A 14,233-nucleotide genomic window follows, 5' to 3' on the forward strand; every position below is an offset into this window, starting at 1 on the left:
TACCTTATCTGATAAGCTCCGGTTATCTGCCGATAGTATCATATTTTGATATAGATTTTTCTTTTGTATAATATGTTTCCTACAAACCAGGTAACAGTTACAAATAACATGGCGAAAACCAATGAGCTTAAATAATCTCCCAGATATGGCTGTAGAATCTGGTCGTATATAAATCCGTGTAAACTGATATTTTCGCCGTGATATGTAAATGTAATATTACCTGTTAAAATAGATAAAACTCCTGCAAGAACGTATATAAATAAAGGGTTTACTCCGAATGATTCAAAGAACACACTCCATTTCTTATAGCCTTTAATATCAATAATCCATATGAGAAGAGCAAGAAAACTAGATGCCAGACCACAGGTTGCCAATACAAATGTAGGTGACCAGATTTTCTTGTTGATAGGACATCCGTAATTTAGAAGGAAGCCCATAAAAGTAAGTATTGTGCCTATGATGAATAATCGGGTAATTCGTACTTGATTATCCTTAACCTCCATCAGTATCTTTCCGCATAAAAATCCGACTAATACATGGCATGTTGCCGGAATGGTACTTAGCAACCCTTCGGGGTCAATAACTACACCTGCATCTTTATATAGATGGTTTACCCCCAATATTCCTCTGTCTACCACTGAAATTATATTGTTTTCGCTAAATTTAAAACCATTGCCAAAAAGTAATAGTAAGAAATAAGCTGATAGAGTGACAACAATTATGTAAGGGATGTATTTGTGTTTAACAAAGACTGCAATAAGTGATGTGATACCATATGTGATTGCCAGCCGTTGCATGACTCCTAGAATGCGTATATGCTCGAAATTGGTAATGGATTGGAATAGACGTTCGAAAAAGCCTAATCCATCTTCCGGTAAATCTCTGAAGGTGCTGAAAGAAAGACCAAACCACGCTAAACCCAACCCGATAAGAAAGATGACTACGGTGCGTTTTATTATTTTTTGGACAGTTGCCTTGCTGTACTCAAAATTAAACTTGCGTAATGATATATAAGTAGAGATTCCCATGATAAACATGAAGAACGGGAATATAAGGTCGGTAGGAGTCAATCCGTTCCATTCAGCATGTTGTAATGGAGCGTAAACTGATCCCCATGATCCGGGGTTGTTCACCAGAATCATTCCTGCTATAGTGATTCCTCGTAATATGTCAAGCGAAAGTAGTCGGTTGGATGTTGTTTGTTGAATCATGGTAAATTATAAGTTAAGCATCTCACAAAATTAATCTTTCTTCTCTGTTAAATATGAATAAGCAAAAGAAAATATTCGATGTCCTATTTTATGTCAGCTACTTCAACTCTTGTAAAATCAGAGGGTCGAAAAGGTGACAAGCCGATTGCAAAAATGTTACAAACATGACCATTGTAGGGTTACTGAATGTTCATTTTTGTAATCTTTTGTATGGTCTGATTATCAATGGTTAATGACTGAAAAGATTACAAAAATGACAAAAGTGACATCTTTCTGCTGTTTTTTATTTTTTCTTATCCAATGAGCTCTTTATCTGTTTGATAGATAAACTTTCGACCGGAAAATCAAAATACGACATTAAATCCTCACCATTGCTTATGTATCGGCAAAACAATAAAAAAGAATAGCATTAAGTAAAGAATAAAACTTATTGGTCTATTCTATAGTCATAACAATTTGTATCTGTTATACTTGCCAAAGCAATATAAAGGTCTGTGGCCTTAGTACAGATGCTTAATATCTGCACCTACATAATAATGCAATAATATTTTGTCATACGAATACCCTTTTTCGCCCATTACAGCCGCTCCTATTTGGCATAAGCCTACACCGTGTCCCCAACCTGCTCCGATGATTGTAAACTGTTTGCCTTCTCTCTCTACATAAAAGGCCGAACTATAGAGGTGAGAGTTTGACAATATACGGCGTATTTCGAGTTCTTTACCTACTATCAGAGTCTTTTTAGAACCTACAATCTTCAGTTTTATTAATCTGCCCGAAGTTCCGCGTTGTATAGGAATAAGCTCTTGAATTACTCCAAAGTCTATACTTGAGCGTTTTAATATAAGAGCAGATAATTCTTCCTGAGTATATGTGACTTTCCATCTGTAAAAATCCATTGTCTCCTGATCGTAATTATTGAGAACCTGACTTAATATTTTTTTATCCTGAGTATTACAGAATGCTGTAGGGCGTGTTTTTATCCATTTCAAAGATTCTGCTTCTATGGTTAAGTCAGGCAAATCGTTTGGATTCACATCATCTCTTAATTTTACAAGGTATGAGAATTTTGTATCTTCCCAACAGTTCTGAAACTCTTCCACGGCTCCTCCGCAACACTTCGAAAAACGAGCATCGCATATCTTATCCTCTGAGGTTAGTACTTGTCCCCGGGTTTCAGCAATAGCCTGTTTTACAGTGTCGATATTGGATGATGCTCTGGTTATACCCTGATAGCGTTGGCAATGATCGTCTGCACATACATCAAAATGAATATGGTCTTCGCGGTCGTACCATCGGATAAACTCATTTTCGGTTTCTTGAAATGCCGAATAATCAGTTTTATCGGCTATTATTTCTTTATTCTTTTGGATCTGTGCCAGAAGCCAGCTGCGGGATATTACAGCATGTGCCTTTAATAATTCGAGAGATGCTGTTGCACTCATTTCAGACGAAATTACGCTGGTCAGATAATCCTCAATTTTGATGAGGTTTATAGCTGTTATCTGGTCGTCTTCAATAATCAGTTTTAAGGCTCCCTGAAATTCTTGATCTTCTTTTCGTTCCCAATGAAAATTAATTCCGATGATTACATCTTTTATTACAAAGGATGCATTTTCTTTTGTGGGTTCAAATAATAATTGTTCGTAAAGCATCCCGTTCCAAAGTATCTTTCCATCTTGATAAGCTACCGAGTTTTCGCTCTTAACTTCTTTTTCAAGATGTTTGTAATCAGAATGGAAGCTAAATGTGATGGTTTTACTTGATAAAATACCAACACTTACATTGGGTTCTGTTGACATATATTATTTGTTTTAAATTTGCTGAATTTTGTCTAATTATTGAGCGAATAAAATCGCACTTCTATCGATTAAAACTAAATTATTTGCTTTAATCGGATGCAACTTCCTTTGTTTACGAGGTAGTGTCTTTGCTGTCTTAGATATTGGTTTCATACTCTTGAGCAGAGTGGGTTTGTTTTAATAAGTAAAAGAAAATATTAAAATTGCATAACTGTCTATCGTTGTTTTGCTTACCAAAGCAACAAATAGTTCTGCAAACTTATTTTAAACACCACTAAAGATAATCAACTATTTTATATTGTCTAATATGTTATTTAGCATATCCAGCTAAGGGGACGAGAGTCTGATTATTTACTTCATTTTTCGAGCTGCTGGATTTTATGACTAATGTTTTGTTTATTAGCGTTTTTCTATTTGAATTATATTGTTCTTAGTTTAGTCCAGTCTTCTTTTATCTGTGATTGTATTAGGTTTTGATTTATTATATTTAGATAATTTAACTGTCTTGGGTTTTAGTCTGGATCTCCTGAAAAGATATCAAGTCACTCAACTGTACCATAGAAAGAGATACTTTGTCTATTGGTTGGCAATGCATTTAATGTTGCGTATCCATCAGGACTGATTTTTAACAAAAATGAAATACCTTCATTTTCTCGGTTCGTGATATCTTTGGGTACTATCTTTATTTCATATGCCCCATCTTTCTTCTTGTTTTCGGAATAAAGAAAATTTGTACTGGTAAAATCGATACTAATATCCCTTGGATTTATTGGTGCAACATACGAACGTCCGTAATAGGGAAGGTTGGCAATGACTGTATCTTTGCTTACTTTTAGATAATAGTTGTAGTTTAAATTGATAGATCTTCCCGACATCGGTTGGGCACTGTTTGCATTGAATATGAAATTTCGGCTTTCGATCTTGTCTACATATTCCTGTGCTTTGATTTGTTGCTCAGGACTTAACTCTTTTGTTTTACATCCGATAAATAATATTATCAGAAAGAGGCTGATTATTCCTAATATCTTTTTCATATCTGTTTTCTTTTTTATTAAACATACAGAGATAATAATTGGTTCAGGTATAGAATGTTTTCAGGTATAGACAGATTAGTCGGTTTTGAGCGAGGATTATCTATAGGCCGAATAAATGAGCTATTTTAGGCAAAAAAATGAGAATGCCTATGACTACGGATGATATAGTACAAACGAGTACTGCAGCAGCAGAAAGGTCTTTCACTTTTTTGATTAATTTGTGATGTTCTGGAGATACAAAGTCCGAAAGATTTTCAATGGCTGAGTTAATAATCTCCATTGAGATGACTAGTCCTATTGCAAAGCAAATAATTATCCATTCCACAGTAGAAATATGGAATATAAAACCGCATGCTATAACAATAAGTGATACTATAAGATGTATGCGTGCATTATGCTCTTCTATGAATACAATCTTTAATCCATTTAAAGCGTATTTGAAGCTTTCAACTCTTTTTTCTAAAGAGAATTTCTTATGTGGCTTGTTACTCATTATTAAGCAGATTAAGTTAGCAGAATTATTTATTTCTTCTCTACTCCAAAATAACAACTTACAGTTGAGCTTTTTATTAAAGTGACAAAAAAAAATGTGGATTTATTTCATTTTACGAGAAAATATTAAATGTACAAGCAAAAGTACTATAACAAATATTCCGCCTGTAAGTACCACTCCATTCCAGCCCATATGTTCCCAGGCTTTCCCTCCTACAAAAGTTCCGAATGATCCTCCTATGAAATAGCTGGTCATATAAACGGTATTTAATCTGTTTGTAGCATCAGGATTAGTTGAAAATACGATAGTCTGATTGCTGACATGTATTGACTGCAGTCCGACATCCAGAACGAAAATACCGACAATAAGACCCGCATAGGTAAATCCCCAAATGCCGAAAACTCCCCATGATAATATCATTAAGATAGCGGCACAAGTAATTAATGTGTTTTTGTTGACGCGGTCGGCGATCCGTCCTACCATGGCAGCAGCCAAAGCTCCCCCAATACCCACAGCTCCTAGTTCTCCTGCAATATCACTGCCTGCAAAAAAAGGAGGTCTTTCGAGGTGAAAGGTAAGCGTAGTCCAGAAGGCTAAGAAAGAGCCCAAGGCTAAAGCTCCTCTTATTGAAGCTAAACGCAAACTAGGCACAGCCTTTATATAGTGAACGATAGATTTCATGAGCCCCCAATAGCTTCCGGTAAAAGTAGGTTTGATATCAGGAAGTAAGAAGAATATTAATACCCATAAAATGAATATAATTCCTGCTGCTATATAATACACTTCTCTCCATCCGAGGTATTCACCTAATACCCCACTAAATATTCGTGAGGCCAGAATCCCGATTAATAATCCGGTCATAACCATTCCTACGTTTTTTCCTTTTTCTTTAGGGTCTGATAGTTGTGCAGCTAAAGGGACAAACATTTGAGGGACAACAGAGCTTAACCCGATAAAAAAGCTGGAAACAATCATTGTTGTGATATTTTGGCTGAAAGCAAAAGCTAGAAGTGATGCTATAATAAGTATAAAATCTATAATTATGATTTTTCTTTTTCTGAACATATCACCTAATGGAACGAGAAGAAATAATCCTGCTGCATATCCAACTTGAGTGACCATGGCTACATTATTTGCCGAAGCCTCTGAAATATTTAACTCTCTGGCTATTTTTCCTAATAAGGGTTGGTTGTAGTAGTTGTTTGCAACTACCAAACCTGCTCCTATTGTCATGAGCCAGAGTGTAGTTTTGGTTAATTTTGTTTGTTGATTATTAGGGTGTATATCTTTCATTTATTACAAATATTTTACGCATCTATTGCTTCTTTAATAGAGCTATTCTAAACAAAGTTAGAATTTTTCTTCCTAAAATTTCATTTTTTAAATAATAATACTACCTTTGCACTCGCTTTGAAAGAAAAGCAAATAGGTAGATTCCGTAGCTCAGTTGGTAGAGCACATCACTTTTAATGATGGGGTCCTGGGTTCGAGCCCCAGCGGGATCACTGAAAGATCAGCAAATAAGCGACTTATTTCTGACAAAACAAGACAAAACTCTCTAAGATAGATTCTTAGGGAGTTTTTTTTATTTCCTCCCTCAGACATAATCAGTCATCAAAATGCCGATATTGGACAGTCATTCGTTACGGAATCGTTACGGATTTCACGAAAGACAAAAGCCGTAACGATTTGGAATGTAAGATTCTCATTTGTCGTAAATTGGCAGTCTTTTGTCCGCCTGACTTCTAACAATTAACAATAGTTTTGAACACTAAAAATTTATGCGTTATGAATGTTATGAAGTCAACTTTTCGTGTGTTGTTTTATCTCCGAAAAAATGAAGTGAACAAATCGGGTAATTCTTCGATTATGGTCCGGATTACTGTAAATGGGGAGCAAGTGCAATTCAGTTCCAAGTTACAAATCAAACCCGAACTCTGGGATACCAAGAATGGAAAAGCTATCGGCAAGAGTGCAGCAGCAATGAATACCAATCGCTTGTTAGAAGCTATCAGTGCAAAGGCAAATGAATTGTATCATAAGCACCTAAGCGAGTATGGATATGTCCTGCCTGAAAAAATAAAAAATATCATTCTCGGTGTTGACTCTGATAGAAGGAAGATGCTGTTGGAGCATTTTGCCGAACACAATGAGTTCTATGTATTAAAGATTGGCAAAGACACCTCTCAAATAACAGCGAATCGTTATAAGCTGACTATGCTTCGTTTGCAAGAATTTCTAAAGGTTGAATATAATCTTTCGGATATTCCTGTATTTGAATTAACCCCTGTGTTTGTGGAGAAGTTCTTTTTGTTTCTTAGGAATACCCATGATTGCAGTAATAATACCGCTTTGAAGTTTATTCAACGATTTCGGGCAGTTTTCTATTACATCAAGAATACAGGGGCAGATATTAAAATCAATCCTTTCGGTAGTTTTAAGTTCCGCACAACTAAAGTCGTTCGGGAAATACTTACCCAAGAAGAACTGGATATTATCTACAAGAAAGAGTTCTTAACCGAAAGATTAGGACAAGTAAGGGATATCTTTATTTTTATGTGCTATACCGGGCTTAGTTACATTGATGTAGCACAATTGACAGAAGATAATATCAAAACGGCTTTTGACGGACATCAATGGGTAATGACCAAACGCCAGAAGACAAGCGTACCCTCTAATATTCGTCTGCTTGAAATTCCATTAGCAATTATAGAGAAGTATAGAGGACAACAAGTCAATGGTAAATTATTTCCGATTTGTTCCAATCAAAAGATGAATGAATACTTGAAGGAAATCGGTATAATCTGTGGAATAAATAAGGTAATCACCTGCCATATAGCACGTCATAGCTTCGGGACGACCGTTACACTCGCCAATGGAGTACCTATTGAAACAGTATCGAAAATGCTCGGGCATACAGATATCCGGACTACTCAGATTTATGCCAAAATAGTCGATCAGAAGCTTAGCACAGATATGGATAGCTTGGCTAAAAACTACAAAAGACGGAAATACACTAATAAATAAACTCTATGGAAACAGGATATATAAAATTCACAGACATAGAAACTGATAAACCCATTATTGAAGTAAAAATCATTCGTGGTACAGTTTGGATGACGGTAAATGAAATAGCTGATTTGTTCGGGGTGTATTCCCCGACAATCAGCAAGCACCTAAAGGCTATCTTCAAAGATAATCTATTAAGAGAAAGTGATGTTACAAAGGAATATGTATATACGGCAGATGATGGAGAATATATTCGCACTTATTATAATCTTGAAACGATTATCTTTTTAAGTTTTCGTATCCAATCGCTCTACACAAAAGCCTTTCGAGAATGGGGATTTAATGCTTTTTGTGAATACAGCAAAGAGAATAAAAACCATGAGGTTATTGTGATATTCAATACGAGTACAAGAAAACATTCACTTAAAACTTTGAATTAATATGGAATTACAAGTAATACAGAATAAGATATTTGAAGTTCGGGGCTTATGGAAAAAACGGTAAAATAGACCCCTTAAAAACGGAGGAAAGTGCCCCCCTAAAGTTATGTGTTCAAAACAGTCAAAAGTTATCGTCGGTTTCAGGGTCTTGAAGTTGCAGATTTTGCCCGAGTTAAACTTTTCTTTCTTTTCTTAGTTTTCCTGTTTTTAGGTCCACTTAAGTTTTTACAAACTTAGTAATAAGTCTCTATATTTAGATAGGACCTACTACTGTTTTAATTATAGATAGCTATTTTCATTCTTCGATTTTCTTTTTCTGATTGATTCTCCAATTAATTCTACTCTTAGTGAGTCATGTACCAGGCGATCGAGTATGGCATCTGCTACAGTTTTTTCTCCTATGGCATCATACCAATCTTTAACAGGTACTTGTGAGGTTATCATTGTTGATTTTTTCTGATGCCGATCCTCTATAATATCCATCATTATACCTCTGGACTGAGAGTCAAAGGCTTGCATTGCAAAATCATCAAGGATTAGAAGATCCACCCTTTCGATACGTTTAAATTCATTTAGTATAGTCCCTTTTACTTTGGCTATCTTTAAGCTGCTCATCAATTTAGCGGTATTGGCATAAAAGACCTTATATCCATCTTGGCAGGCTTTGTTTCCTAGTGCAGTAGCCAGATAGCTTTTTCCTGTCCCGGTGGGTCCTGTAATAAAGATATTCTTGTTGTCTTTGATAAAATCCAAGCCCGCCAAGCGTTCTACCTGATTACGATCCAAGCCTCTTTCGAAGCTATAATCAATCTCTTCCAAGAAAGCAGTGTACCGAAACGCTGCCAGCTTGGTTGCTCTTTTGATGGCACGATTGCGACGATTATCCCATTCACTGGATACCAAATGGAAGATAAATTGATCTTGTGTCATCTGCTCTTTTAAAGTGTTCTCTAAAGAAGTTTTAAAAGCATCGTGCATCCCTAAGAAACGCATCTGACGCAGTTTCTCTAATGTTTGATTGTTCATGTTGTTCATTGTTTTTTAATAATTAATTTGTTTGTCTATTTATAATAATCTTTGCCTCTGATATTTTCATGTTCGGGTATATCCACTGTTTCTTCAGGTACTTCTACAAACTCAGATTTAGTTTTAAGGATATCCTGGATCTCGTTATAACTGTATCTGTCATAACTCTCAGCCAATCGGCAGGCTGCCGTCAAACGAGCCGCTCCGACCTTCCTGGCCAATAAAAGGATACCCGAACAACTCTTGTTAGCCTGATCCACATAGCGTTTCTTTTCCATCACTTTACGGATGTAACGCTCCACATCCTCATGGATGTCGGCTGCTTCTTTGATAAATACTTCAGGGGACCATTCCAATACGGCTTTATGTTTGGGATGCAGATGATCTGTATTGGTGGTATGCTTAAACTGCAAACGACTGCGGGTATGAGATGCCACAAGGCTATAGCCGTCAAAGATATGCACATCATCCGCTGAGTAAGAGAGCTTAAGCCTTTTACCGATATACGTGTGAGGTACACTGTAATAATGGATATCCTCACTCAAGCGGATATAACCATCTTTACCTACGGTAGCCATCGCGTGTTTTTTAATCTGATAGCGGATTGGATTCAATGGTCCTAAGGATTCTTTTTCAATCTCTTCAAAATAGGAACGACGAGAGTAGTTCCGATTAGTCAACAGATTATTGTTATGCAGGTCTAAAGCAGACAGGATAGCTGCATTTAAACTCTTTAGATCAGGGCAATGAAGATGACTGGTGCGAGTGTAAATATCCTTATAGGTTAGTTTAACGGCATTCTCCACAGGAGCTTTGTCTCGGGGTTTACGAACACGAGCGGGGAACACTGTGACTCCATAATGTTCAGCAAAACGCTCAAACTCTTCATTCAAGATAGATTCATGGCGAGAAGCTTTGGTTACAGCAGCTTTTAGATTGTCAGGAACAACAGCTTGAGGAACACCTCCATAAAAATAAAAACTGTTCTCACAGGCAGAGATAAAATCTTCTTTGCTCTGCCCTGATACTGCTTCCACATAAGTCAACAAGCTACAACCCAAGATTGCCACAAATACATCCACCTCACGAGGGGATTCACCATGAGGATAAATCCAAAGCTTATCTCCTGTATAATCTACAAACATTTTATCCCCTGCTTTATGTTCCATACGCATAGAGGGGTTATTAATCATTCGATAACGTTGAACTGAGATGCGAAACTGAGTTAAGCCATACCCATCGGGGTGTTCTTTGATATACTTTTGCCATTGCTGCATCGTAGTCATCCCTTTACGACCAAGGTCCTTACTGATGCTCGGAAGAAGAGACTCCAGTGTATCCCGACGTGGGTTAGGCATACCGGGAGCATCTGTAATACAAAATAACGCGTGAAGTTCCGTATCACTCTTAGACACAAAATCATCAAAACTAATCTTTAAAGAGTTCCATTTATGGATATACTTCTTAACAGTATTGCGGGAGGTGCGAGCCATTACGGCAATAGTTTTAAGACCCATATGGTCCTCATACAAACGGATAATCGTTCTTAATTTGGTCATTGTTATAAATTTGTTGGGCATAATATTAGATCGCTTTTAGTTAGTCTGAACATCAAACTAACTAAATCAAAGCCCATCAATAACAAGAACTTTAAAACTATTTTAAGAACACAATCACAGGGGTCACTTTCCTCTGGCTTTAAGGGGTCATTTTCAAGCGTTTTAGGGTGGTCAATTTCACCCGTTTTTCGCTGCTCACTTTCCTCCGTTTTTAAGGGGTCATTTTATCCGTTTTTTCCAACAGCCATAGTTCATTATTTTTTAAGTTGTTATATTTTGGCGCATTCAAATACTTGTTGCATCAATGAGATTTTAACAACACAAAACGCACAATTGTTTTATATTAGCTTTTCATTCCATCTCCCCATACTCCCTAATCTTCGCCTCACAAATCCGTTTAGTAATATCCCTCAGCAACTCCACTTTAGGTAAAAGAGCATCAATATCCTCTTTTGTCACCAAGAACTTAGGGTTATAGCGAGCCTCCACATAAGCATCCTTTAAAAGTGTAAACAGCCTCTTTTCCTCCGGCGTATCACGAGGAAAAACCTTAGCCAATTCATCAGAATGCCGTTTAACCGATGCCGAAAGTTTAGAGAGATTATGTTGTTTATTACTTCTCAATGTAAAAGCCAAGCGAATAGCATAATAAAAATTCTCACTGGCTTGATGAAGTTGAAAAGCAGTGTTTTTATAGAACTCGTCATCATCTTTAGTGTATGTGAATTTAGCAGTTTCTAAAAATACATTAGCTTTCTTAAACTTATCATTAAAATACTCCTGCGCCTGTAGTTGTATCTCCTTAAAATTAAGTTTGCGTCTTCGTGCCAGTTTAAACCTGCCACTATCATACAACACAATCCCCTCTTGCTTTAACTGTGTATAAAAATACCGACCCTCTTCCAGCTGCCTGTTCAACGTTTTAATATCATCATTAATAAACTGTGCAGGCGTTTGCGATTCAGGGTCTTTATAATACAAATCATCAATATTATCCAGTAAGTTTCCCACCTTCTTATCCGAAATACCACTTGTTACCACCAATATATCATAATCCGACATAAACGAAGTAGGAATACCGAACTCCACACGCTCGTCATACACCACATACTTACCTGTGGCATAACTACCGTATAAGATAATAAATTCAGTCTGAGGCAAACGCTTCGTAATCTCACGCACAAGAAAATACAAATCCTCCTGTTTACGTTTTGGCAGATGCAATATAGATTTCTTCATAAGAAAGAATTTTAATACGAACAAAAATAGTTAATAATCGGCAAACAACCCTTTGCCTAAACCCTATAATTTTCAAAAGTATTCAAAAAGCACAAAAAGCAATATAATACTAAAAATAACCCCTATATTTGTGATAATAAACTCCGTACTGTGATTTTATGTACCCGACACCCCATTATGGGTATATGAGCCAAAGCACACAGACGAGCAAGAAGCTAAAAAATGAATAATCACAACGGCTTGCTACCCATAGCAGGCTAAAAAGCGGACGTTTATGAATCAAAAAAATAATAATTTCAGACATCTGGTCGAACACGCCTGTTCAACCCTCAGCCTGGCATATTTAGCAGTCAAAGAGAAATACAAGGACTGTCCCCTGTGCCTTATCCAATACATGGAAAAAGGTAGCAGTTTAGATTATATGGAAGTCAGTTTTGATAATCAGAACGCCTCCCTGACCTTTATTATGAACAAAGAATATATCTGTGTCTCCGCATCGATTCATTTTTACGACGTTAAAGATGAGACCTTGTTTATCATTTTCTTACGGGTGTTTGCAAAATATTACACTTACAGAAAAAAATGCTGGGTATTAAAAGACGGTTTCTATGTTAAGCTAAATGAAAATGAAGGCTCAGGCACGCACTTCTGTTTCTACAAACTGTAATTATTGATAAATAATATACCGAAAAACGAGCCGGATAAACTTATGTTCCGGCTCGTTTTTAGTATATTAACTATACAATATTTGATATATAAATAGATACCATATTATTTGAAAACAAATTTTAAATAATGTTTTGTAATTAAAAAATGATTTAATACTTTTCAAAAATAAAACACAAAGTAGTGTTTGCAAGGCTTAAAAAGGGAATTGGCAAAATGAACTATCAAACTTATAAACCAAGCGAAGAGCTATCTGCACTTGTTCAATGTTATTGGACATTGGAAGTTCCTGCCGAATATAGTTCCGAAAAACAAAGGATTGTTCCTGACGGTTGTATTGAAATGGCGTTTATTCTTGGGGGCGATATTAAGCGGTTTACTTCCGAAACAGATTTTATACTTCAACCCCGTTCAATGGTTCTCGGACAAATAATAGAACCTTTTTACATTCAACCAACAGGATATGTAAATACCTTTGCAATTCGGTTCTATCCTTATGGTTTCGCAAATTTTGTAACTATACCAATCAAAAATTTAGCAAACAAAGAAACGCCAATCGCTGAACTTTTTGAGCAATCAACAGCCGATGAATTGGAAAAAAAAGTCATTCACGCAACCAATACACAGCAACGAATTGAGATTGTTGAAACTTTTCTATTAAACAAACTCAACGAAAAAAACACGATTGACAATATTGTAAAATCTACTATTGACGCACTTCTTGCAACAGGTGGAAGTTCGCCAATCAATGTTATTCTCAAAGAAGATTTATCAAAACGCAGACAGCTTGAAAGAAAATTTTTAAAGCAAATCGGCATTAGCCCAAAGCAATTAGGTAAGGTTATCCGGCTACAAACCGCCTTAAATATGTTGCTTAACCAAAAAACGGAAACGTTTACCCAAATCGCATACGAAAGCGAGTATTACGACCAAAATCATTTCATCAAGGACTTTAAGGAATTTACAGGAACAACCCCAAAAGAGTTTTTAGAAGATGATACGTTGATACTTTCCTCCCTTTTCTATGGGAAAGGCTAAGGTGTCGCATTTTTACTATTTCAGCACTTAAAGAAGTGCTAATTTTGCTCCCGAATACATAAGGTGAGTAAAATGAAAAAAATAACAATTGGTATGATAACGTTTTTTGCAATCGGATTTTCGGCTTGCAATAACACAACGACCGGGCAAGACAATTTAAACAAAACTCAAAAAACAGATAAGATGAATAATTTAATTTCAATAGTAGAAATCCCAACAGCCGACTTTTCAAGAGCGGTGAAATTTTATCAATCAATTTTAAATGTAAGCATTGAAGAAATTGATATGGACGGAACTCAAATGGGCGTTTTGCCAAACGAAGAAGGAACGGTAAACTTATGTTTGGTAAAAGGAAACGATTATAAACCGACAACAGACGGTACAGTCGTCTATCTAAATGCAGGTAATGACTTGCAACCAATGCTGGACAAAGTAGAACAGAATGGCGGACAAGTAATCGTGCCGAAAACTGAAATCAGTCCTGAAATAGGTTTCTTCGCACTGTTCATTGACACCGAAGGAAATAAATTAGGATTGCATTCGATCAACTAATTTTATCCGAAAATAACTTTAACGAGAAATCAAAGCCCCGAAAATGAAGTGAACCCCATTATATGAACAACGGCAGCGGATAAACTGCCGTCTATATTTTGAAACTTAGGAAAGAGTAACCTCTCTTTGTACCTTCTCTCCCTGCACTGGAAATTAAAGAAATA

Annotated in this window: 13 protein-coding genes and 1 tRNA gene; 6 read left to right on the forward strand and 8 right to left on the reverse strand. The window is 36.3% G+C overall.

Going from position 1 to position 14,233, the window contains the following annotated elements; all coding sequences use genetic code 11:
* Positions 1-38: 38 nt before the first annotated feature.
* From G7050_RS08150 to G7050_RS08170, 5 genes are all read right to left on the reverse strand, one after another.
* Positions 39-1,211: an acyltransferase family protein gene (locus tag G7050_RS08150; protein ID WP_370521879.1), complete on the reverse strand. Its 1,173-nt coding sequence runs from the start codon at positions 1,209-1,211 to the stop codon at positions 39-41.
* Positions 1,212-1,711: 500 nt separating this feature from the next.
* Complete coding sequence (locus tag G7050_RS08155) at positions 1,712-3,013, reverse strand: SpoIID/LytB domain-containing protein (protein ID WP_166113745.1); 1,302 nt, start codon at positions 3,011-3,013, stop codon at positions 1,712-1,714.
* 542 nt (positions 3,014-3,555) lie between these two features.
* Positions 3,556-4,047: a DUF4251 domain-containing protein gene (locus G7050_RS08160; RefSeq protein ID WP_166113748.1), complete on the reverse strand. Its 492-nt coding sequence runs from the start codon at positions 4,045-4,047 to the stop codon at positions 3,556-3,558.
* A gap of 100 nt (positions 4,048-4,147) precedes the next feature.
* Positions 4,148-4,540, reverse strand: a complete 393-nt coding sequence (locus tag G7050_RS08165; RefSeq protein WP_166113751.1) for a diacylglycerol kinase family protein — start codon at positions 4,538-4,540, stop codon at positions 4,148-4,150.
* Positions 4,541-4,642: 102 nt separating this feature from the next.
* Entirely contained in the window at positions 4,643-5,833 is a 1,191-nt protein-coding gene (locus G7050_RS08170) for an MFS transporter (protein WP_166113754.1), read from the reverse strand.
* Positions 5,834-5,972: 139 nt separating this feature from the next.
* Between G7050_RS08170 and G7050_RS08175 the strand changes: the two genes are divergently transcribed.
* From G7050_RS08175 to G7050_RS08185, 3 genes are all read left to right on the forward strand, one after another.
* Positions 5,973-6,045: transfer RNA gene (locus G7050_RS08175), tRNA-Lys, on the forward strand.
* 292 nt (positions 6,046-6,337) lie between these two features.
* Positions 6,338-7,567: a site-specific integrase gene (locus G7050_RS08180; RefSeq protein WP_166117674.1), complete on the forward strand. Its 1,230-nt coding sequence runs from the start codon at positions 6,338-6,340 to the stop codon at positions 7,565-7,567.
* 5 nt (positions 7,568-7,572) lie between these two features.
* A complete protein-coding gene (locus G7050_RS08185; protein WP_166113757.1) occupies positions 7,573-7,989 on the forward strand; it encodes a hypothetical protein in 417 nt (138 codons plus the stop codon).
* 279 nt (positions 7,990-8,268) lie between these two features.
* On the opposite strand, the gene istB is transcribed toward G7050_RS08185, so the two are convergent.
* From istB to G7050_RS08200, 3 genes are all read right to left on the reverse strand, one after another.
* Positions 8,269-9,015: an IS21-like element helper ATPase IstB gene (gene istB / locus G7050_RS08190; RefSeq protein WP_166111946.1), complete on the reverse strand. Its 747-nt coding sequence runs from the start codon at positions 9,013-9,015 to the stop codon at positions 8,269-8,271.
* Between the two features lie 35 nt (positions 9,016-9,050).
* Positions 9,051-10,574, reverse strand: coding sequence for an IS21 family transposase (istA, locus tag G7050_RS08195; RefSeq protein ID WP_255499085.1), 1,524 nt, complete (start codon positions 10,572-10,574; stop codon positions 9,051-9,053).
* Between the two features lie 351 nt (positions 10,575-10,925).
* Complete coding sequence (locus tag G7050_RS08200) at positions 10,926-11,813, reverse strand: HEPN domain-containing protein (RefSeq protein ID WP_166113760.1); 888 nt, start codon at positions 11,811-11,813, stop codon at positions 10,926-10,928.
* A 274-nt stretch (positions 11,814-12,087) separates the two neighbouring features.
* Between G7050_RS08200 and G7050_RS08205 the strand changes: the two genes are divergently transcribed.
* The 3 genes from G7050_RS08205 (at position 12,088) to G7050_RS08215 (ending at position 14,069) form a co-directional block, all read left to right on the forward strand.
* Positions 12,088-12,480: a hypothetical protein gene (locus tag G7050_RS08205; protein ID WP_166113763.1), complete on the forward strand. Its 393-nt coding sequence runs from the start codon at positions 12,088-12,090 to the stop codon at positions 12,478-12,480.
* Positions 12,481-12,695: 215 nt separating this feature from the next.
* Entirely contained in the window at positions 12,696-13,517 is an 822-nt protein-coding gene (locus tag G7050_RS08210) for a helix-turn-helix domain-containing protein (protein WP_166113766.1), read from the forward strand.
* A gap of 93 nt (positions 13,518-13,610) precedes the next feature.
* A complete protein-coding gene (locus G7050_RS08215; RefSeq protein ID WP_221412829.1) occupies positions 13,611-14,069 on the forward strand; it encodes a VOC family protein in 459 nt (152 codons plus the stop codon).
* Positions 14,070-14,233 lie beyond the last annotated feature (164 nt).

The organism is Dysgonomonas sp. HDW5A, from assembly GCF_011299555.1.
GTDB lineage: Bacteria > Bacteroidota > Bacteroidia > Bacteroidales > Dysgonomonadaceae > Dysgonomonas_A.